This is a genomic window from Methylobacterium sp. yr668 (genome assembly GCF_900116245.1).
GTDB lineage: Bacteria > Pseudomonadota > Alphaproteobacteria > Rhizobiales > Beijerinckiaceae > Methylobacterium.
The window spans coordinates 208,341-228,203 of sequence record NZ_FOZY01000001.1; the positions used below are offsets into that span (position 1 = coordinate 208,341).

Here is a 19,863-nt window from a genome sequence, read left to right on the forward strand (position 1 = left end):
GGATCGCCGGCCCGTCAGGCCCGGCCGGCGACCTGGAGGATGATGTCGGCGAGATCGCGCTGCATGCTCTCCGCGCCGTAGCGGGACAGCGCCCGCTCGCGCGCGAGCGCGGCGCGCGCCCTGAAGGCGTCGGGATCGGCGAACAGCGCCGACAGGGCCGCCGCGAGGCGATCCGACCGACGCGGCGGCACCAGCGTCCCGGCCGCGCCGCCGTCGAGGATCTCAGTGGACGCGCCGGCGTCGGTGGCGATCACCGGCACGCCGACCAGCATCGCCTCGACCAGGGTGCGGCCGAACGGTTCGGGATCGACCGAGGGGTGCACGACCGCGTCGACCGCCTGCATCAGCCGGGGGACGTCGTCGCGCTGTCCGAGGAACAGCACCCGGTCCGAGAGGCCGCGCCGCGCCGCGAGGTCGCGCAGGTGCGCCGCGTAGGCATCCTCGCCGAATAGCGGCGCCCCGACCACGACGCAGCGGAGGCCGGACAGGGTCGCCAGCGCCTCGATCAGAACGTCCTGCCCCTTCCAGGGCGCGAGGCGGCTGAAGACGCCGACGAGGGGGCCGTCCGGCAGGCCGAGTTCCGCGCGCAGAACGGCGGCGGAGCAGGGTGCCGGATCGACGTCGAGGCCGTTCGGCACGACGCGGATCAGCGACCGGCGCCCGCCGGCCTGGACGAAGGCCCGCGCGGCGGCCTCGGAGGGAACGATCACCCGGGCGGCGCAGAGATTGGCGAGCCGGATCTGCAGGATGCGCTGCGCCCGGTCGAAATGCGCCCCGTCGAGGATGTCGTGGAGGTGCCAGATCAGGGGGCGCCCGGCGGCGCGCGCGGCCAGAGACGAGAGCAGGAAGGCCTTCTGCGAGTTGGCGTAGACCACGTCGCAGGACCGGGCCGATCGGGCGATCTCCAGCGCCAGGGCGCCGAGCTGGCCCAGGACCGGGAGCGCGCTCAGCGGTGACACGTCCCGCCGGAGGCCCGCCAGGGCGGACTGGCGACGCGCGAGACGGATCTCCAGACCCGCGTCGCGGAGGGCCGCGGTCAGCGCGCCGTCCTCGAACAGGAAGGCGCTGGAGCCCGCCCAAGGCCGGACTGCGTCGCGGAGCACCAGCTCGGCACCGGACATCGTTCCGGTATGGCTCACGAACAGGACCCGCGGCCGCGCGGCGACGACGGACCGCGCGGCCTGCGCCCGGTCCAGGAGGCCGCGCTTCGCGAGCGCGTCGGCGGGGAGCACTTCGGTCATCGCGCGCTCGCGGCCGTGCGGGGATCGGGCAGCGGCATCACGTCGTAGGTCGACTGGATGCCCGGGCGGACCATCGTCATGGCGATCCCGAGGACGTGTCCGCCGGCGCGGCGCAGGTTCGCCACGGTCTCGACCGTATCGGAGAGCTGCGAGCGCCCGTAGCGGGCGCAGCAGAGCACGCCGTCGACGTGGCGGGCCAGCATCGCCGCATCCATCAGGAGGCTGGTCGGCGGGGTGTCCAAGAGGACGAGGTCGTAGCGGCGGCTCCACTTGAGGAAGTCGGCCATCCGGTCGCCCATCAGGAGCTCGGTCGAGTCGGCCGTCGGCGTTCCCGCGGGGATGACGTCGAAGCGTCCGGCCTGGACCACCACGTCGGCCGGGTCGATCTCGCCGCGGAGCACGCCGCCGAGGCCGGGGCCGCGGCCGAGTCCTAGGGAGGCCTCGAAGTTCGGCCGCCGCAGGTCGCACTCGACCACCAGCACCCGGCGGCCGCTCGCGGCGCCGATGCCGGCCAGCGCGAAGGCCGTGAACGACTTGCCCTCCCGCGGCTTCGCCGAAGTCACCAGGATGACGCGGGACTTGCAGGCGCCCGCCAGCACGAGATGGGCGTGCAGGTTGCGCAGGACGTTCTGCATCACCGGGTCGACCCGCGCCCGCGCCAGGGCCTCCGCGAGGTCGAGCTCGCGCTGCCGCTCGGAGAAGCGGCCGACGAGGCCGGCGGGCTCCAGGCTCGGCAGCTGCGCGAAGACCGGGGCGCCGGTGCCGGCCATGAGCTGCGCCGAGGTGCGCACGCGCCGGTCGGTGTAGTCGCGCAGCAGCGCGGCGGCGGCCGCGAGCACGCCCGCCAGCACGATGCCGCCCGCCAGGAACGGCACGGCCTTGGGCGAGAACGGCTCCTGCGGCAGCTCGGCGAGGCTGACGAGCCGCGTGCTGCCGGTGAGTATGCGCCGCTCGGTCTCCAGCTCGCCCGCCCGCTTGACCAGATCGGCGTAGCGGGTGCGCTTGATCTCGGCGTTGCGCACCATGCCCTCGATCGACGCCTCGTCGTCCATGGCGGCGGCGGCGTCGGTCTTCGCCGTCTCGAGCTGGGCGCGCAGCGACTTGGCCAGGGCGTTCGAAGCCTCGTAGGACTTGCGCAGGCCCTTGGCGACGTTGCCGATCTCCTGCTCGATCCGAGCGCGCAGGCTCGCCTGCTCGGTCTCGAGCGCCCGGATCACCGGGTGGTTCGCGCCCAGCAGGGTGCTCTGGTTGGCGAGCTGCGCGCTGACGCCGCTGAGCTGCTGCTTCAGCGAGACGATGGTCGGGCTTGCCAGGACGGCCGGGGCGCTGTCGGCGCCGCGGGCACCCTTGGCCTCGATCTCGGAGAGCCGCGCGGCCGCGTCCGCCTTGGCGGTCTCGGCCGCGGCGAGCTGCTGGCTGATGCTGGTGAGCCGCTCCGCGCTGATCGGGGCGAGCGAGCCCTTCAGCAGGCCCTTGCGGCGCCGGAAGGTCTGGATGCGGGTCTCGTCGGCCCGGATCGAGGCGTCCAGCTGGCTGATCTCGGTGTGCAGCCAGTCGGCCGCCGCCTTGCGGCTCGAGGCCTGCGCCTCGCGCTGGTCATCCAAGAAGGCGTTGATCAGGCCGTTGGCCATCGTCTGCGCCGTCTCGGGCAGCGGCGACTTGTAGCCGATGGTGATGATGCGCGAGCGACCGGAGCTCAGGACCGTGTAGCGCTTCTGCAGGTAGTCGACGAGCGCGTTGCGGTCGGTCGTGAGCTTCGTGCAGGCGGCGTCCTTCTTCTCGCTGATCCGGTCGGGATGCCCCCCTGTGGCCGCGTAGCGGCACTCGGCCAGCACCGCGGCGACCAGGTTGTCGTCGATCGCGAGGCGCAGGAGCCGCGGCGAGCGGATCACCAGGATCTGGCTCTCGATGTCGGCCGGGTCGCCGATCTTCTGGATCCAGGCCATCGAGGCGTTATTGGCGCCCGGTTCCGCCTCGGCCACGATGACCGAGCCGCTCGCCACGTATTGCCGCTGGATCATCAGCAGGGCGGTCACGGCGAGGCCGAGGACGGTGGCGAACACCGCCGCGAACAGGTAGCGGCGATGCCAGATCCGGGCGAGGGCCGCGGCCAGCGGACCGCCGCGCGCCGGCTCCTGGGCGAGGGCGCGAACCGGCGTCCGGTCGGCCAGATCGACAGTCAGGAAGGACATGCGGCGCGTCCTCAGCCGACGGCTTCGAGGCGCGGCAGGATCCGCGGGCGCGTCTCGCAGGCGGCCCGGTGCATCGCCATCTGGTCGTCGACGAAGGTCGAGAACCGGCTGCGGAACAGCTCGGCCGAGAACAGCTCGGCCTGCGCCCAGCAGGCCTCGCGGGTGAAGTGGCTCTCCTGCAGCAGGAAGCGCTGGACGCACTCGGCGATCGCCACGGGCTCGGGCGTGTCGAAGAACATCCCGGTGCGCTGCGGGCCGCGGGTCTGGACCGTCTCGCGGGCGCCCCCGCGGCCCAACGCGAGGACCGGCGTGCCCTCCGACGTGGCCTCGACCACGATGATCCCGAAATCCTCCTCGGCCGCGAAGATGAAGGCGCGGGCCGTGGCCATGAGGTGGCGCAGCTCCGCGTCGGGCACGAAGCCGGAGAACGACACGTTCGGCCCCGCGATCTCGCGCAGCCGCGCGGCATCGGGCCCGGTGCCCGCCACCACGAGTTCGAGGTCGGGGAGCAGCGCGAACGCGCGGATCACCGCCTCGACGTTCTTGTACGGCACGAGCCGGCTGGCCACGAGGAAGTGGTTGCCGCGCGGCCCGTCATACTGCTGGATCGGCAGCGTGATCGGCGGGTGGATGACCTCGGCGGTGCGGCCGTAGACCTTGTGGATGCGGCGGGCGACGAAAGCGGAGTTGGCCACGATCGCGTTGGGACCGGCCGCCGTGCGAAAATCCCAGACGCGCATCCGGTGCAGGATCAGCCGGGCGAGCACGCTCTTCATGCCCGCGTCGCAGCCGCTCTCCCGCAGGTAGGTGTGCTGCATGTCCCAGGCGTAGCGCATGGGCGAGTGGATGTAGGAGACGTGGAGCTGGTCGGGCCCGGTGAGGACGCCCTTCGCCACCGCGTAGCTGCTCGAGATGACGAGATCGTAGGCCGACAGGTCGAACTGCTCGATCGCGAGCGGCATCAGCGGCAGGTAGTTGCGGTGCCGCGTCCGCGCGAAGGGCATGCGCTGGATGAAGCTCGTATGCGCCTGGGTGTAGCCCAGCCGCGCCCGGTCTGCTTCAGGCAGGAAGTCGAAGAGCGCGAAGACATCCGCGTCCGGATAGATCCGCAGCAGCTGCTCGAGGACACGCTCGGCGCCACCGACGATGTACAACCAGTCGTGAACGATCGCGACACGCATCACAGCTTCCTCGTCGGTGCGCCGGACGCTGGACCATGCATTACGTCCTGCCGGTCCCGCCGGTGACAGCGGGCCAAGGCACACACGAGAGGGTAATAGCAGCGTGATCTGTAAAAAAGGGGTCACCGCCGCAGCAACAGTCGAAAATAGCGCCTGTTTAGACGAGAGACGCGGCGTGTAAACTTAATTTTTGCCAATAATTAACGTTAAGCGAAGGGTGTTCTCAGACCTGCAATCTTCGGCATGACTCCCCGTGGGTGCCCGCTGCGCCGGGTCGGCACACCGGCGGCGGGGGCCCGGCTGCGCGGCCTACGAAGCGGCCGGAACGGGCAGGGGATCGGGCGAGGGCCGCCGGTCGAGCCGGCGCCGCAGGGCCGCGATCACCGGCGTCTCGACATACCGGAACAGCAACTCGCCGGCGGCGACCGCCGCCGGGAACGCGATCGCGAAGATCAGGGCGGCGCGCGCGAAGCCGGGCGCGACGACGAGCGCCGCGATCTTGGCGGCGCTGTGCAGCAGCAGGTTGTGGACCAGGTAGAAGGAATAGCTGGCATTGCCCTGCGACAGCAGCCAGCGCGACTTCAGGGCGATGCCGCCCCGCTCCAGCAGCAGCATCGCACCGACGATCAGGACGGCCGCTGACCCCCAGATCAGCGGGCGCGCGAAGCCGGACAGCTCGGGGCTGACGCCGAGCGCGTCGGCCACGATCTGGCCGCCGAGGATGAGCACAAGAGCGGCCGCGACGGCCGCGCACGCCACGCGCCGGACCGGGAAGCCCGCGGCCGGCGCCCGGAGCCGCAGGTAGGCGTATCCCAGCCCGATGCCGGCGGCGAACTCGATCAGGATCGGCTTCGTGTAGTACGCCCAGTAGAGATTCGACGCGGGCAGCAATCCGAGCAGGATCAGCGCCAGGAAGATCGCGGCCGCACCGAACGCCCGGAAGGCGGGTCTCGGCACCATGAGCAGCGCCGCGAAGACCACGTAGAAGAACATCTCGTAATTGAGTGTCCAGCCCACGGAGTTGAGCGGCTCGACGAAGCCGCCGCGGGAGAACGGCAGGAACAGCAGGGACTGGACGACGTAATCTGGCCGGATCTCCACGATCCCGATGGGCTTCAGGCCCGTCAGCGCGATGAGCGCCAGGGCGAGCGTGACGAGCCAGTAGACCGGGACAACGCGCGACGCGCGGCGGAGCAGGAACTCGCCCGGGCTCTCGCGGCGCCCGCTCGTGCTCACGAACATGATGAACCCGGAGAGCACGAAGAACACGTCGACCCCGCTCGCGCCGAAGGCGAGCAGATCCGGTCTCGGCAGCACGGGGCCGATGTAGAGGCCGAAATGCGTGAGGAAGACGAGGTACGAGGCGACGGCGCGCAGGATTTGGAGGTTGTAGATCATCGCGCGCCGGCTGATCGCTGGGCCCGCCCGGGAAGGGCGACGTCGCGCCCTTATGGCCGAGATGGCCCCGCCGCGTCACGACGAGTCCGGAAACGTCCTAAATGGCCCGGGTCTCGAATTTAAGATCAGGCGGGGCATTTACACGCATGAGTTGCTAAATCCGCGAAATCTCTGGACGGACGATCACGAAAGCAAGAGCTGGAAAGTGATCGTAAAGGTCGCGCCGCCGAATGTAAGCCGCCGGCCACATCCGGTTCCTGTTTGCACGGCGCGCAACCCTGTGTCGCCCTCTACGGACCGCTATTTACTATTAATCAATAGATAATTTGACGCCGAGCCGATCCGTTCAATAGCGTCGTGATAACTGGAATAAGGAGTTCCGCCTTGAACATCGCTCAAGACATCCGTGAGATTCTCGGGGCGAACGAAGCCTTCGCCGGGAAGGCCGACCAGCTCTCCGAGGATGACAGCCTGTTCGATCTCGGGCTGGACTCGTTCGGTTCCGTCCAGCTGATGCTGGGCCTCGAGGAGCGCTTCAGCATCGAGTTCCCCGACGAGCTCCTGAACCGCAAGTCGTTCTCGTCGATCCGCGCGATCCGCGAGGCCGTCTCCACCCTCATCCAGCAGGAAGCCGCATGAGCACGCTCGCCGCGCGCGCCGAGCGGGCCGCGGCGGTGGCGGCGCACCACGCCGACGCCGTCGACCGCGAAGGCCGCTTTCCCGAGGAGGCCGTGGCCGCGATGAGGTCCGAGCGGCTGCTCGGCCTCCAGATCCCGGGCCAGTTCGGCGGGGAGGGGGCGGGGCTGACGCAGATCGCCGAGCTGTGCAGCACGCTCGGGCAGGCCTGCAGCGCGGCCGCGATGGTCTTCGCGATGCACCACATCAAGGTCTCCAGCCTCGTGACCCACGGCATCGACAGCCCGTGGCACGGGCGCCTGATGGAGCGCATCGCGCGCGAGCAGCTGCTGGTCGCCTCCTCGACCACGGAGGCGGGCATCGGCGGGGACCTGCGCAACAGCCTCTGCGCCGTGGAGACGACCGGCGAGGTCTTCGCCCTCGGCAAGGACGCGTCGGTGATCTCCTACGGCGCCCACGCCGACCTGATTCTCGCCACAGCCCGGCGCCATCCGGACGCCGCGACGTCCGATCAGGTCCTCGTCGCGCTGATGGCCGACCAGATCTCCCTCGCGCGAACGGGCGACTGGGACACGCTCGGGATGCGCGGGACCTGCAGCGACGGCTTCCGCCTGGAGGCGCGGAATGTCCCGGTCGAGCAGATCCTCCCGAAGCCGTTCGCGGAGATCGCCGCCCAGTCGATGCTGGCCTCATCGCACCTCCTGTGGAGCAGCGTCTGGTACGGGATCGCGACCTACGCGGTCGACCGCGCCCGCGCCTTCGTGCAGGCCGAGGCGCGGCGCCGGCCCGGGCAGGTGCCGCCGACCGCGACGCGCCTCGGTGAGGTCTCCAGCGCGCATCAGGCCATGCGCGGCACCATCGTGTCGGCCCTGCGCCGCTTCGAGGACGCGCACGGCGACGCCGACACGATCGGCTCCGTCGGCTTCTGCGTGATGCTCAACAACCTGAAGATCACCGTCTCCGACATGGCGGTCGACATCGTCCGGCGGGCGCTCGCGATCGTCGGCCTCGCCGGCTACCGCAACGACACGCCCTTCAGCCTGGGCCGGCCGCTGCGCGACGTCCTCTCCGCGCCGCTGATGATCGGCAATGACCGCATCCTCGCCAACACCGCCAAGCTCCTGCTCGTGCAGAAGGGCAGCGGCCAGCTCATGAGCGCGTGATGGAATCGATCTCCTCTCCCCCCGGCGACGTCGTGCTCGAGGACGAGCCGGCCGGCGGTCCCACCTTCCTCGACCGCCTGTTCGACCACGGCCTGCTCGTCCGAACCGGCGTCGACGGCCTCTACGGCCGCAGCGGCGGATTCGAGAGCGTCGTCGACGCCCTCGACCGGATGATCACGCGACTCGGAGCCGCCGAGGAGGCCGAAGTGCTGCGCTTCCCGCCGGCCATGAGCCGCCCGGCCTTCGAGCGCAGCGGCTACCTGAAGGGCTTCCCGAACCTCGCCGGCACCGTACACAGCTTCTGCGGCGACGCGCGCGGCCACGCCGAGATCCTCGCCTGCCTCGAAGCCGGGACCGACTGGACCGGGCAGCAGGAGGCCACCGACATCGTGCTGACGCCCGCGGCCTGCTACCCGGTCTACCCGGTCGCCGCCGCGCGGGGCGCGCTGCCGGCCGAAGGCCGCCTGTTCGACCTGCAATCCTACTGCTTCCGGCGCGAGCCCTCGCTCGAGCCGACCCGGATGCAGCTGTTCCGGATGCGCGAATACGTGCGCATGGGCAGCCCCGAGCAGGTCCTGGCCTTCCGCGAAGCCTGGCTCGAGCGCGGCACGGCCATGATCCGCGCCCTCGGTCTCCCGCTCGCGATCGACGCGGCCAACGACCCGTTCTTCGGCCGCGCCGGCCGGATGCTCGCCAACAACCAGCGGGCGCAGGGACTGAAGTTCGAGCTGAACGTCCCGGTCAACAGCGTCGACAAGCCGACGGCCTGCCTCAGCTTCAACTATCACCAGGACCATTTCGGCAGCACCTGGGAGCTGCGCCAGGCCGACGGCGAGGTCGCCCACACGGCCTGCGTCGGTTTCGGCCTGGAGCGGATCACGCTGGCGCTCCTGCGCCACCACGGGCTCGATCTCGCCGCGTGGCCGGCCGCCGTGCGCGCCGAGCTGTGGGGCTGAGGCGGTGACCGCCGCGCTGCGCCTGCCGGAGGGTCTCAGAGCCGCGGGACCCTACGTCCCGCACCCGCTCCACGATTCCGGCCGCGACTGGCCGGAGACGAACTGCTACGTCGACCTCTGGATCGAGCTCCTGCACGGACGCGGCCTCGTGCCGGAGGCGATGCTGGGCTTCACCCTGCGGCAGGATTTCGAGGGCGACCAGTTCACCTTCTTCAAACCGCCGACCGGTGATATCGAGCGCCTCTACGGTCTGGAGGTGCTGGAACTCGCGGTCTACGGCGGCCTCGAGAACCACGCCGTGATCCAGGCCGCGGCCGGCCGGCCGGTGCTGGTCGAGGTCGACGCGATCTACCTGCCGGACACCCAGGGGACCACCTACGGACGCGAGCACGGCAAGACCACGATCGGGATCTTGGCCCTCGATCCGGCCGCGCAGGAGCTCGATTACCTGCACAATGCGGGTCGCTTCCGCCTCGCCGGGAAGGATTACGCCGGGATCTTCGGGCCGGCGACGCTGCCGCCCTACGCCGAGTTCGTGAAGACCGTCGCACCGTCGCTCGGCGCGGCGGATCTGCCGGCGGTCGCGCGCGAACTGCTCGTCCGGCATCGCGCCCGGGCGCCCCGGCGCAACCCCGTCCTGGCGTTCCGCGACACCCTCGCGGCGACGGCCGCGGAGCTGGTCGTCCGGCCGCTCAGCGTGTTCCACGCCTATGCCTTCAACACGACGCGCCAGCTTGGCGGCAACTTCGAGATGCTCGCCAGCCATCTCACGTGGCTCGAGGACCGGGAGGCCGACGGATTCGGGCCAGCCGCCGCGGCCGCCGCGGACCTGAGCCGCGAGGCCAAGGCCTTCCAGTTCCAGCTCGCCCGCGCGTTCCATCGCCGCTCGGCCGAGGGCCTGGCGCCGCGCCTCGACCGCCTCGCGGCGACCTACGACCGCGTCTTCGCGGATCTCGACCGCGCGCTGGACCGCTGAGAGGCGTCGTGGCCCGCATCCGCAGCGTCGACGACCGCGCGCCGGAGGTCCGGTTCGGACCCTGGCGACTCGCCGCGACGCCGGCGGGCGCCTGCGCGGGTCCCGGCAATCTTGATGAGGTCACCGGCTGGATCGCTGCCGAGGTTCCGGGCACCGCCGCCGACGCCCTTCGAGCCGCCGGACGCTGGAGCGAGGCGGCGCCGGAGCCGATCCACGACCGCGACGTCTGGTATCGGACACGCATCTCCGGTTCTGGCCCGGCCCGGCTGCGTTTCAGGGGCCTCGCCACCCTCGCCGAGGTCTGGCTCGACGGTGTCCCAGTCCTGTGCGCCCGCGCAATGTTCGAGGAGCACGTCGTCGACGTGGACCTCGGCGGCGCCTCCGACCTCGCGCTGTGCTTCCGCGCGCTCCGCGCGGAACTCGACCGCCCGGCCAAGCGCGGGCGCTGGCGGCCGCGGATGATCACGCCCGGGTCGCTGCGCCATGTGCGCACCAGCGTCCTCGGCTTCATGCCGGGCTGGTGTCCCGAGATCGACCTCGTCGGGCCCTACCGCCCGATAACCGTCGAGCCGGTCCGCCCCCGCGCGAGCGCCGCGGATGTGCGTACGACCCTCGACGGCGACGTCGGCCGGGTGGCCGTGCGCCTGCGGGTCGACGGTCCGGTCGGCATCGTCCTCCTCCGATGCGGCGGCGGCGAAGCCCCGCTCGCGGAGGTCGAGCCGGGCCTGTTCGCGGGCGCGCTGGCGCTGCCCGGCATCGCGCCCTGGTGGCCGCATACCCACGGCGCACCGAACCTCCACCCGGTCGAAGTCCGCGTCGACGGGGCGCAAATCGACCTGGGCCGCGTCGGCTTCCGGACCCTGTCGCTCACGCGACCGTTCGCGGAGGGGCTCGCGCTGGCCGTGAACGGCGTGCCGCTCTTCTGCCGAGGCGCCGTCTGGACGCCGCCGGACCTCGTCGGGCTGGGCTCGGACGGCACCCGCGCCTCGCTCGAGCTGGCGCGCGAGGCCGGCATGAACATGCTGCGCGTGCCCGGGACGACGCTCTATCCGGCCCCGGACTTCTACGATCTCTGCGACGAGCTCGGCATCCTGGTCTGGCAGGACCTGATGCTCGCCAACTTCGACTACCCGCACGTCGAACCGGCCTTCGCGGCCGCGCTCGACCGCGAGTTGACCGGATTCCTCGACCGCACGCAGACCGCGCCGTCGCTCTGCGTGGTCTGCGGCGGCAGCGAGGTCTGGCAGCAGGCGGCGATGCTCGGGGCGCCGCGCGCCGTCTGGGCCGACGCCTACTGCGCGGAGACGCTGGCGGAGCGGGTGGCAGCGCGGCGGCCCGATCTCGTCGTCGTGCCGAACTCGCCCTCCGGCGGCGACCTGCCGTTCTCGCCGCGCGGGGGTTGCACGCACTATTTCGGCGTCGGCGCCTATCGACGGCCCCTGGAAGATGCCCGCCGGGCCGAGGTCGGGTTCGCCAGCGAGTGCCTCGCCTTCGCCAACCCGCCCGAACCCGGCACGCTGGGCCCGACCGGACCGGCCGACCCGCTCTGGCAGGCCGGCATCCCGCAGGACCGCGGCACCGATTGGGACTTCGAGACGGTGCGCGACCACTACGTCGGCGCGCTCTACGGCGTCGATCCGGCGTCCCTGCGCGCCGAGGACCCGGACCGCTACCTCGAGCTCGGCCGCGCCGCGGTGGCCGAGGTCATGGAGGCGACTTTCTCCGAGTGGCGCCGGCCGCGCTCGCCGACGGCCGGCGGCCTCGTCCTGATGATGCGCGACCTCGCGCCCGGAGCCGGCTGGGGCGTGATCGACTGGACGCAGCGCCCGAAATCGGCCTGGTACGCGCTGAGGCGCGCCTTCCGCCCGGTCCAAGTCCTCCTGACCGATGAGGGCCTCGACGGCCTCCATGTCCACGTCCTCAACGAGACGGCGACGGCCCGGGCGCTGACGCTGTCCCTGATCTTCTGCGATGTGGCGGGCCGCGTCGCGGCGCGCGCCGAGCGCGATCTCGTGGTTGGCCCGCGGGCGGCGCTCACGTTCACCTCCGCGACCCTTCTCGGGCGCTTCTTCGACGCCACCGACAGCTACCGCTTCGGGCCCCGGATCCACGATCTCGCGCACGCGCGGCTGACCGACGCCGACGGGCGCGTGATCGCCGACAGCTTCCACGTCCTGAGCGCGGGGCCGCTCGACCGGTCGACCGTCGGCCTCCGGGCCGAAGCTGTCGCGACCGAGGCGGGGCCGGGTCTGCGGATCAGCACCGAGCGCTTCGCCCGCGGCGTCCAGGTGCTGGCCCCGGGGGCACGGCCGGCCGACAGCGGCTTCCACCTCGCCCCGAGGTCGAGCCGGATCATCTCCTTCGCGGAGGCCGCCCGGCTCCCGCGCGGGCGCGTGCGGGCCATCAACAGCGACGAGATCGTGGAATTCGGTCATGACGGGTGAAGTCGGGTCCGAGGCCGCGGTGTCGGTGCCGGTGACCTTCGACGGGCTGTTCGGGTGGCTTCATCCGGCGGCCGGGACGCGGGGCGTCGTCCTCTGTGGGGCCTACGGCTTCGAGCAGATGGCCGCGCATCGGCCCTGGCGCTCCCTGGCCGAGGGCCTCGCCGCGGCGGGCTGCCCGACGCTGCGCTTCGACTATCCGGGCGAGGGCGACTCGGCCGATCTGGACGAGGCGCGGGTCGCTGGCTGCGTCGCTGCGGTGCGTGGGGCCATCGCGTACCTGCGCGCGACGACCGGCGTCGCGGAGATCGTCGTCGTCGGCCTGCGGCTCGGCGCGACCTTCGCGGCTCTGGCCGGCGAGGCGGAGGCCGTCGACCGCCTCGTCCTGCTGGCGCCGGTCACGACCGGGCGCGCGTATCTGCGCGAGATGCGGCTGCGGGCGCAGACGATCGGCCGCCTGCCGGACGGGTCCGCCCCGGCGCAGGAGCCGGACAGCCTCACCGTGGGCGGCTTCCGGATGGAGGCGGCGTTCCTCACCGATCTCGCCGACCTGAACCTCGCGCGGCTCGCGCGGGCGCCGGCCCGCCACGCGTTGCTCCTCGCACCCGAGACCAAGGCGCTGGCCGCGAACCTCGGCGCTCTCGGCTGCGACGTGGCGACGGGAGCGTTCCCGGGTCTCGCGGCGCTCGTCGCCGATCCGATCTTCTCGGATGTCCCGACCGCGGATTTCGCCCGCGTCATCGGCTTCGCGACCGACGGGATGGCGGCCGCCGGGCCGCGACCCGGCGGCATCGCCATCGACGGGCGCCGGAACGGGCTGACCGGACCGGGCTGGGCGGAGGCGCCGGTCCGCTTCGGGCGCGGCCTGATCGGCATCCGCTGCCGGCCCGACCGGGCGGAAAGCGCGGCGCCGACGATCCTGTTCGTCTCGACGGGCATGAGCGTGCATTCCGGATGGGGGCGCCAGACCACGGATCTCGCCCGGCGCCTCGCCGCGGAGGGGATCGCGTCGGTCCGGTTCGACCTGCGCGGCATCGGCGACAGCGACGAGCGGCCGGACGGCCGCAAGCCCCTCTTCGCCGGGGACGGCTTCGCCGACGTCGCGGCGGCGGTCGACCTGATCGCCGGCGCGGGCGGCCCGATCCTGCTGGTGGGCGGGTGCAGCGGCGCCTACGCGGCCTTCCACGCGCTCTGCCGGGACCGCCGGATCGACGGCGCGCTCCTGCTCAACCTCTACTGCTTCGACTGGGACCCGGATCAGGACCTCGAACAGGTCATCCGGCAGACCTTCGGAAGCGCGTCCACCTACGCGGCCCTGCTCAAGCGGGGCGCGACCTGGCGCCGGCTGATCCGCGGCGAGATCCGGATCGCCGCCATCGCCTCGGTCCTCGCCCGGCGCGGCATCGAGGCCGGGATCCGCCGCCTGCGCCGGGCTCTCCGCCCCGGTCCGCTCGGGGGCTCGCCCGCCCGGCGGGTCGCGGCCCTCCGTCGGCGGGGCGCGGAGATCCGCCTGCTCTTCAGCGCGGGCGATCCGGGCCTCGCGGCCGTCCGCCGCCATCTGGGACGCTCGCCCGGACCGGCCGACCGCCGTGTCGGAGCGCCCGTGACGGTGGTACCGGGCGTGGACCACAATTTCGGTTCCCGCCAGGCCCAGGCCCGGGTCGCGGAGGCGCTGCAGGACCTCCTGCGCGCCGTCCGCCGCGCCCACGCGACGCGCACCGTCGCGGCGAAGGCCGCCGCGCCGGGAAGCGGTCTCACCCTGGCGGGCCGGACGTGACCCGTCTCACGCGCCGGTCGGCCCTCGCCCTGGCGGCGGGCGTCTTCGCGGCCGGGCGGGCCGCCGCGGCCGAGCCGCTGCACCGCTGCGAGGCGCTGATCGACTCGATCGGCGTCAACGTGCATCTCGGCCATCGCGGCACCCCCTACGTCGACCGCTTCGCCGCCTGCGCCCAGGCGCTCGACGAACTCGGGATCCGGCACCTGCGCGACGACATCGTGCTCGTCGGCGACGAGCCGGCCGGGCAGTTCGAGCGCATCGCCGATCTGGCCGACCGGGGCTACCGTTTCAGCCTGATCTTCTACGACGGGCTCACGCCGGGGCCGCGGGTGCCGCCGGAGCGCTTCGCCGAGATCGCCGGCTGGGCCGGCGACGGGCTCATCGTGGCGGAGGGCGGCAACGAGCCGCCGGTCGCGGCGCGGCCGGGCCTCGCGCGGCTCTCGGCCGATCATCAGGCGGCCCTGTTCCGCGCGGTGCGGGCGGACACGCGGGCCGAGGCCGTGCGTGTGGCCGGACCGAGCTACATCCAGGGTAACGTCGCGGCGGCGCAGAACCTCGCGGCGGTCGTCGACCTCGCCAACATCCACGCCTATCCCGGGGCCGAGCACCCGGAAACCGACGGCGGCGGCAGCCTCGCGCGCTTCGTCGCGGCCGCGCGCCCGGTCTTCGGCGACGCGCCCGTGATCGCGACCGAGAACGGCTACCACACGGCGCTCGCCACCGGCAGCGCCCACCTGCCGATCTCGCCGGGACTGCGCGCCCGCTACCTCCCGCGGATGCTGCTCTGGAGCTACCTCCAGAGCGTGCGGCGGACCTACCTGTACGAGCTGATCTCCAGCTTCGACCGCGGCGACGCCGATCCCGAGAGCCGCTTCGGCCTTCTCGCCCACGACGGTCGCCCCACACCCGCCTTCGCGGCGGTGCGCAACCTCGTCCGGCTGTTCGGCGCCCCCGCCGGGGAGATCGCCGCCGTTCCGGCCGATCGCGACGTCACGCTCGGCAGCCCCGTTCCCGATCTCATCACCGCACGGTTCGCGCGGCGGGACGGGGCGACGCTCGTCCCGATCTGGCTCGGCCTCGACGGCTGGGACCGGCGTAGCCGGGCACCCCGGCCGGACTTGCCGGCGCAGACCGCCGAGCTCCGGCTGTCACGGCAGCCCCGGCGGGTGCGCCTCCATCGCTTCGACGACGACGGCGCCGTGAGCGTGGTGGAGCTTCCCGCGGACAGGCGGGTGCCGGTCCCGGTCACGGACCGCCTCGGCGTCGTCGAGCTCACCTAGGGTCGCCGCCGACGGAGTCGTTCCGTGACGCGCCCGATCTCCGATTCTCGCGGAGGCCTGATCCATGCTGAGCTACCTGGGTGACACGATCGTCGGCCTGACCCTCGCGGTCCTGAACGCGCTGGCGCCGCTCGAAGTCCACGTGGACAAGGGCGTCCCCTATGCCGACGGGAGCGCGCACCGCGCCGACATCTACCGGCCAGCCGCCGGGAAGCCGCGTCCGGTCGCCGTGTTTCTGTACGGCGGCGGGTGGCGGACCGGATCGAAGGACGAGGTTGCCTACGTGGGCGCGGCCTTCGCGCGGCGGGGCGTCGTCGCGGTCATCCCCGAGTACCGCCACGTGCCGGCGGCGAGCCTCCAGGACATCCTCGCGGACAACGCCGCCGCCGTCGCCTGGACCCTCGCGCACGCGGCCGAGTACGGCGGCGATCCCGCCCGCGTCACCGTCGTGGGGCATTCCTCGGGGGCCTGGGCCGCCGCGATGCTGGGCCTCGACGCGACTTGGCTCCAGCGGGCCGGCTCCAGTCCCGCCAAGCTCGCCGGGATCGTCGGGCTGGCCGGACCCTACGCGACTTCGGCGCTGACCGATCCGCTGGATCGCCAGGTGTTCGCGGGCAGCGATCCGGCCCTGCAGCCGATCAACCACGCCGCCGATCCCCATCCGGCGATGCTGCTGGCCACCGGCGCGGCGGATCTCGACGTCAACCCCGCCGGAACCCTGTCGCTCGACCGGGCGCTGCGCGGCTTCGACGGCAGGGAGACGATTAAGATCTACCCGGGTCTCGGGCACGGGCAGATCGTCCACGCGATGAGCTTCCCGTTCAGTCTCCGGTACTCGGTCGCGGACGACGTCGCGCGTTTCGTTAAGGGCGCCCGTGCCGGCCCGTGAGGCCGAGCGCGCGAGGGCAGGGACCGGCGCGGCGCGCCGATCCCTGCGTCCCCATTCGACGGGCCGCGGGTCTCAGTGATAGCCCGGCGCGCCCGCCGCGACCTTGCCGCGGAACAGCCAGTAGACGTAGCCGGTGTAGGCCAGGATCATCGGGACCAGGATCACCGCGCCGGCCAGAAGGAACGCCTGGCTGCTCGGGTGGGTCGCCGCGTCCCAGATCGTGACCACCGGCGGGACGATCATCGGCCACAGGCTGATGCCGAGCCCGACATACGACATGAGGAACAGGCCCAGGGCGCAGAGGAACGGCTTCACTTCGGCCCGCCGATCGAGCGCGACGAAGAAGCGCCACGCCAGCAGCGCGACGAGCGCCGGCACCGGCGCGGCCAGGGCGAGATTCGGCCAGGACAACCACCGCGCGCGGAACGCGTCGCTGAGGATCGGCATCGCCGCCGAGACGACCACGATGGCCGCCAGCGTGACGAGGCCGAGCCGGCGCGCGAGCCGGTAGGCCCGGAGCTGGAGCTCGCCCTCCGTCTTCCAGATCAGCCAGCAGGCGCCGAGCAGACCGTAGCCGGCGACCAGGGCGGCCCCGGTCAGCACCGAGAACGGCGTCAGCCAGTCCCACCAGCCGCCCGTGTAGGCGCGACCCTCGACCCGGATGCCCTGGACCAGGGCCCCGAGGCAGATGCCCTGGCAGAAAGTCGCCACGTAGCTGCCCCACGAGAAGGACCGGTCCCAGGTCCGCTGGCTCGCGGGCGAGGCCGCGCGGAACCGCATCTCGAAGGCGACGCCGCGGAAGACCAGCGCGAGGAGCATCAGGATCAGCGGCATGTAGAGCGCCGGCAGGATCGTGGCGTAGGCCAGCGGGAACACCGCGAACAGCCCGCCGCCGCCGAGGATGAGCCAGGTCTCGTTCCCGTCCCAGACCGGCGCCACGGTGTTGACCATGACGTCCCGGTCCGCCTTGCCGCGCACCGCCGGGAACAGGATGCCGACCCCGAGGTCGAAGCCGTCCATCACCACGTAGAGGAAGACCGCCGTGGCGATGAGAAGCGCCCAGATGAGCGTGAGATCGAGGGGCATCGGGCTACTCCGCGGGCTGCGCGAGGGGGCGGCCGGCAGTCGGAGCGCCGGCGACGAGGGCGGGGGCGGGCGTGATGCCGGCGGTGCGGATCGGCTGTCCGGGCGGCGGGCCGGGCTCGTGGGCGTGCGGCGCCTGATTGAACAGGTGCAGGAGGTACCAGATGCCCGCGCCGAACACCGCGAGGTAGACCGCCGCGAAGGCCGCCAGCGAGGCGGCGACGGCCGGGGCCGCCACCGGTGACACGCTGTCGACGGTGCGCAGCGCGCCGTAGACGGTGAAGGGCTGACGCCCCGCCTCGGTCACCGTCCAGCCGGCCGTGACCGCGATCAGGCCGGACGGCCCCATGCCGACCGCGAAGCGGTGCAGCCAGGGCGTGTCGTAGAGCCGCCCGCGGTGGCGCAGCCAGAGCGCGGCGAGACCGAGGGCGATCATCAGCAGGCCGAGGCCGACCATGATCCGGAACGACCAGAACACCAGGGGGAGGTTGGTCGGCCAGAGGTCGCGCGGCATGTCGTTGAGCCCGCGGACCTCACCGTCGAGATCGTGGGTCAGGTAGAGGCTGGCGAGGCCGGGAATCTCGATCCGGCCCCGCACCGCGCCCGCCTCCGCGTCCGGCCACCCGAACAGGATCGCGGGGGCCCGGCGCTCCGTCTGGAAATGACCCTCCATGGCGGCGACCTTGGCGGGCTGGTGCGCGTAGGAATTGCCGCCGTGCAGGTCGCCGATCACCAGCTGGGTCGGAGCCACAGCGGCGGCCATCCACATGGCCATCGAGAACATCAGCCGGGCCCGGGGATTGGCCCGGTCCCGCAGCAGGTGCCACGCGCCCACGGCGCCGACGATCATCGCGGTGGTGAGGTAGGCGCCGGTGACCGTGTGGGCGAAGCGGTAGGGGAAGGACGGGTTGAAGACGATCGCCCACCAGTCGGCCGGGTTGAAGCGGCCGTCCGGCGCGACGACGTGGCCGGTGGGTGTCTGCATCCAGGAATTGGCCGAGAGGATCCAGAACGCGGAGGTCAGGGTGCCGACGGCGACGAGGCAGGTCGCCAGGAAGTGGAGCCCCTTGCCGACCCGCTCCAGGCCGAACAGCATGACGCCGAGGAAGCCCGCCTCCAGGAAGAAGGCCGTGAGCACCTCGTAGCCGAGAAGCGGCCCGAGCACCGGCGCCGTCCGGTCGGCGAAGACCGACCAGTTCGTGCCGAACTGGTAGCTCATGACCAGGCCGGACACGACGCCCATCGCGAAGGCAACCGCGAAGATGCGGAGCCAGTAGCGGTAGGTGTCCAGATAGACGGCCTTCCCGGTGCGCAGCCAGAAGCCTTCGAGCACGGCGAGGTAGCTCGCGAGCCCGATGGTGAAGGCCGGGAACAGGAAGTGCCAGACGACGGTGAGCGCGAATTGGGCTCGCGCGAGATTGACTGCACTCGGCAGTTCGAGGGCGGACATCGCGGTCTCCAGGGGACGAACGCGGCAGCTCTGCCGTGGCACGGATCGCGACGCGTTGATTCAGCTCAAGGCCGGTGCCGTGAATCTGAGGGCGTCGGCGCGATTGCGCTGGATCAAGGCCCTCGCCCGCGCCACCCGCGACATCCTGCAGGCGAGCACCCTCTGCTGCCTCATGGCGCACTGACGGGCCGAACCGGCGCCGGGACGACTGGCGTTTGCCCGCCGGCGCGGTCTAGCGCGAGAAGTGCGTGGTCGACATGCGGTCCGTGATCAGCTCGGACGGGACCCAGTCGCTGGGCGGAACCAGCTCGCGTCGGATCAGCGCCAGGGCGTCGTCGACCGCGCGCCGGCCCTGGACGCCCGCGTCCTGGAAGATCGTCACGGCGAGGCGCAGGTCCTGCATCGCCTGCATGCCCTCGGCGGTGGCATCCAACCCGCCGATGCGGATCCGGCCCGCCGGAATCCTGGCAGCCTCGACCGCCTCGGCGGCGCCGAGCGCCATCTCGTCGCTGGTCGCGGCGATCGCGTCGATGCCGATGCCTCGGGCGAGCCACCCGGCGACGGTGGCCCGCGCCGTCGCGCGACTCGCATCCGTCGCGGCCTCCGCGACGAGGCGGAGGCGCGGGCTCTCCGCCAGCACCTCCCTGGCACCCCTGCTGCGGAGCGCCGAGACGGGATCGGTGGCGCTGCCCGCGAGGATCGCGACGCGTCCGGCCCCACCCGACATCTGGGCGAGCTTGCGCATCTGCAGCCGCCCGGCAACGAGATCGCTCGGCATGACCTGGGTGACGCGTCCGGCGAACCAGTCGGTCCGTGCGCCGTGGCCGATGAGGACGAGTGGTACGTCGGCTTCCAGGGCCAGCCGGGTGATCTCCTCGCGCGCCGCGGAGTCGACCGGCACGACCACGAGAGCGTCGGCTCTCTCGGCGATCAGCCGCCGCGCCTGCGCGATCTGCTCGTCGCCCGCACCGTCGGGCGCGTAGGCGAAGCGAGTCGCGACGCCCCGCGCGCGTGCCTGCTCGTCGAGGCCGTCGTGCAGGCGCCGGGCGACGCCTACCGGTGTCAGGAACGCGATGGTGGTGGCCGAGGCCGGCAGCGCCCAAGCCGCGAGAGCGAGGACGAGGGATCCCCTCCGGAGCGACCCGCCGATCGAGCGGCCGCGTGCCCACTCAATCCAGTTCATGCGGCCAGTTCCGTCCC

At 72.3% G+C, this 19,863-nt stretch carries 16 protein-coding genes; 9 read left to right on the forward strand and 7 right to left on the reverse strand.

Features of this window, described 5'->3' with window-relative positions; genetic code table 11:
* Positions 1–14 precede the first annotated feature (14 nt).
* The 4 genes from BM419_RS01045 to BM419_RS01060 form a co-directional block, all read right to left on the reverse strand.
* Complete coding sequence (locus BM419_RS01045) at positions 15–1,241, reverse strand: glycosyltransferase (protein ID WP_091924422.1); 1,227 nt, start codon at positions 1,239–1,241, stop codon at positions 15–17.
* On the reverse strand, positions 1,238–3,433 hold the full coding sequence (locus BM419_RS01050) for a GumC family protein (protein WP_020091551.1): 2,196 nt from the start codon (positions 3,431–3,433) through the stop codon (positions 1,238–1,240). The genes BM419_RS01045 and BM419_RS01050 overlap by 4 nt, the downstream gene beginning before the upstream one ends.
* An 11-nt stretch (positions 3,434–3,444) precedes the next feature.
* Positions 3,445–4,614: a glycosyltransferase gene (locus BM419_RS01055; RefSeq protein ID WP_020091552.1), complete on the reverse strand. Its 1,170-nt coding sequence runs from the start codon at positions 4,612–4,614 to the stop codon at positions 3,445–3,447.
* A gap of 309 nt (positions 4,615–4,923) precedes the next feature.
* The gene (locus tag BM419_RS01060; RefSeq protein ID WP_020091553.1) at positions 4,924–6,012 is read right to left on the reverse strand and encodes an acyltransferase family protein; all 1,089 of its coding nucleotides are present in this window, start codon (positions 6,010–6,012) and stop codon (positions 4,924–4,926) included.
* Between the two features lie 390 nt (positions 6,013–6,402).
* Between BM419_RS01060 and BM419_RS01065 the strand changes: the two genes are divergently transcribed.
* From BM419_RS01065 to BM419_RS01100, 8 genes are all read left to right on the forward strand, one after another.
* The gene (locus BM419_RS01065; protein ID WP_170855117.1) at positions 6,403–6,651 is read left to right on the forward strand and encodes an acyl carrier protein; all 249 of its coding nucleotides are present in this window, start codon (positions 6,403–6,405) and stop codon (positions 6,649–6,651) included.
* On the forward strand, positions 6,648–7,811 hold the full coding sequence (locus BM419_RS01070) for an acyl-CoA dehydrogenase family protein (protein WP_020091555.1): 1,164 nt from the start codon (positions 6,648–6,650) through the stop codon (positions 7,809–7,811). The genes BM419_RS01065 and BM419_RS01070 overlap by 4 nt, the downstream gene beginning before the upstream one ends.
* Entirely contained in the window at positions 7,811–8,767 is a 957-nt protein-coding gene (locus BM419_RS01075; RefSeq protein WP_020091556.1) for an amino acid--[acyl-carrier-protein] ligase, read from the forward strand. Before BM419_RS01070 ends, BM419_RS01075 begins: the two co-directional genes overlap by 1 nt.
* 4 nt (positions 8,768–8,771) lie before the next feature.
* Positions 8,772–9,743 (forward strand): DUF1839 family protein, encoded by a 972-nt coding sequence (locus BM419_RS01080; RefSeq protein WP_020091557.1) that lies wholly within the window; start codon positions 8,772–8,774, stop codon positions 9,741–9,743.
* Between the two features lie 8 nt (positions 9,744–9,751).
* A complete protein-coding gene (locus BM419_RS01085; protein ID WP_020091558.1) occupies positions 9,752–12,187 on the forward strand; it encodes a glycosyl hydrolase 2 galactose-binding domain-containing protein in 2,436 nt (811 codons plus the stop codon).
* Positions 12,177–13,961, forward strand: a complete 1,785-nt coding sequence (locus BM419_RS01090; RefSeq protein WP_020091559.1) for an alpha/beta fold hydrolase — start codon at positions 12,177–12,179, stop codon at positions 13,959–13,961. Before BM419_RS01085 ends, BM419_RS01090 begins: the two co-directional genes overlap by 11 nt.
* Positions 13,958–15,241, forward strand: a complete 1,284-nt coding sequence (locus tag BM419_RS01095; RefSeq protein ID WP_020091560.1) for a hypothetical protein — start codon at positions 13,958–13,960, stop codon at positions 15,239–15,241. Before BM419_RS01090 ends, BM419_RS01095 begins: the two co-directional genes overlap by 4 nt.
* 64 nt (positions 15,242–15,305) lie before the next feature.
* On the forward strand, positions 15,306–16,130 hold the full coding sequence (locus tag BM419_RS01100) for an alpha/beta hydrolase (RefSeq protein ID WP_020091561.1): 825 nt from the start codon (positions 15,306–15,308) through the stop codon (positions 16,128–16,130).
* Between the two features lie 72 nt (positions 16,131–16,202).
* Here BM419_RS01100 and cydB read toward each other — a convergent pair whose 3' ends face one another.
* Both cydB and BM419_RS01110 read right to left on the reverse strand, forming a co-directional pair.
* Positions 16,203–17,216: a cytochrome d ubiquinol oxidase subunit II gene (gene cydB, locus BM419_RS01105; RefSeq protein ID WP_020091562.1), complete on the reverse strand. Its 1,014-nt coding sequence runs from the start codon at positions 17,214–17,216 to the stop codon at positions 16,203–16,205.
* Between the two features lie 4 nt (positions 17,217–17,220).
* On the reverse strand, positions 17,221–18,663 hold the full coding sequence (locus tag BM419_RS01110) for a cytochrome ubiquinol oxidase subunit I (RefSeq protein WP_042672215.1): 1,443 nt from the start codon (positions 18,661–18,663) through the stop codon (positions 17,221–17,223).
* A gap of 55 nt (positions 18,664–18,718) precedes the next feature.
* Between BM419_RS01110 and BM419_RS33165 the strand changes: the two genes are divergently transcribed.
* The gene (locus BM419_RS33165) at positions 18,719–18,847 is read left to right on the forward strand and encodes a hypothetical protein (protein ID WP_020091564.1); all 129 of its coding nucleotides are present in this window, start codon (positions 18,719–18,721) and stop codon (positions 18,845–18,847) included.
* Positions 18,848–18,895: 48 nt separating this feature from the next.
* Here the strand turns inward: BM419_RS33165 and BM419_RS01115 are convergent, their stop codons facing one another.
* On the reverse strand, positions 18,896–19,846 hold the full coding sequence (locus BM419_RS01115; RefSeq protein WP_042672214.1) for a substrate-binding domain-containing protein: 951 nt from the start codon (positions 19,844–19,846) through the stop codon (positions 18,896–18,898).
* Positions 19,847–19,863 lie beyond the last annotated feature (17 nt).

Bases quoted from the DNA above. Each gene is read 5' to 3' on its own strand.
- BM419_RS01070 (WP_020091555.1), top strand. From the start codon at position 6,648: ATGAGCACGCTCGCCGCGCGCGCCGAGCGGGCCGCGGCGGTGGCGGCG.
- BM419_RS01050 (WP_020091551.1), bottom strand. From the start codon at position 3,433: ATGTCCTTCCTGACTGTCGATCTGGCCGACCGGACGCCGGTTCGCGCC.
- BM419_RS01055 (WP_020091552.1), bottom strand. From the start codon at position 4,614: ATGCGTGTCGCGATCGTTCACGACTGGTTGTACATCGTCGGTGGCGCC.
- BM419_RS01110 (WP_042672215.1), bottom strand. From the start codon at position 18,663: ATGTCCGCCCTCGAACTGCCGAGTGCAGTCAATCTCGCGCGAGCCCAA.
- cydB (WP_020091562.1), bottom strand. From the start codon at position 17,216: ATGCCCCTCGATCTCACGCTCATCTGGGCGCTTCTCATCGCCACGGCG.
- BM419_RS01075 (WP_020091556.1), top strand. From the start codon at position 7,811: ATGGAATCGATCTCCTCTCCCCCCGGCGACGTCGTGCTCGAGGACGAG.
- BM419_RS01115 (WP_042672214.1), bottom strand. From the start codon at position 19,846: ATGAACTGGATTGAGTGGGCACGCGGCCGCTCGATCGGCGGGTCGCTC.
- BM419_RS01100 (WP_020091561.1), top strand. From the start codon at position 15,306: ATGCTGAGCTACCTGGGTGACACGATCGTCGGCCTGACCCTCGCGGTC.
- BM419_RS01045 (WP_091924422.1), bottom strand. From the start codon at position 1,241: ATGACCGAAGTGCTCCCCGCCGACGCGCTCGCGAAGCGCGGCCTCCTG.
- BM419_RS01090 (WP_020091559.1), top strand. From the start codon at position 12,177: ATGACGGGTGAAGTCGGGTCCGAGGCCGCGGTGTCGGTGCCGGTGACC.
- BM419_RS01060 (WP_020091553.1), bottom strand. From the start codon at position 6,012: ATGATCTACAACCTCCAAATCCTGCGCGCCGTCGCCTCGTACCTCGTC.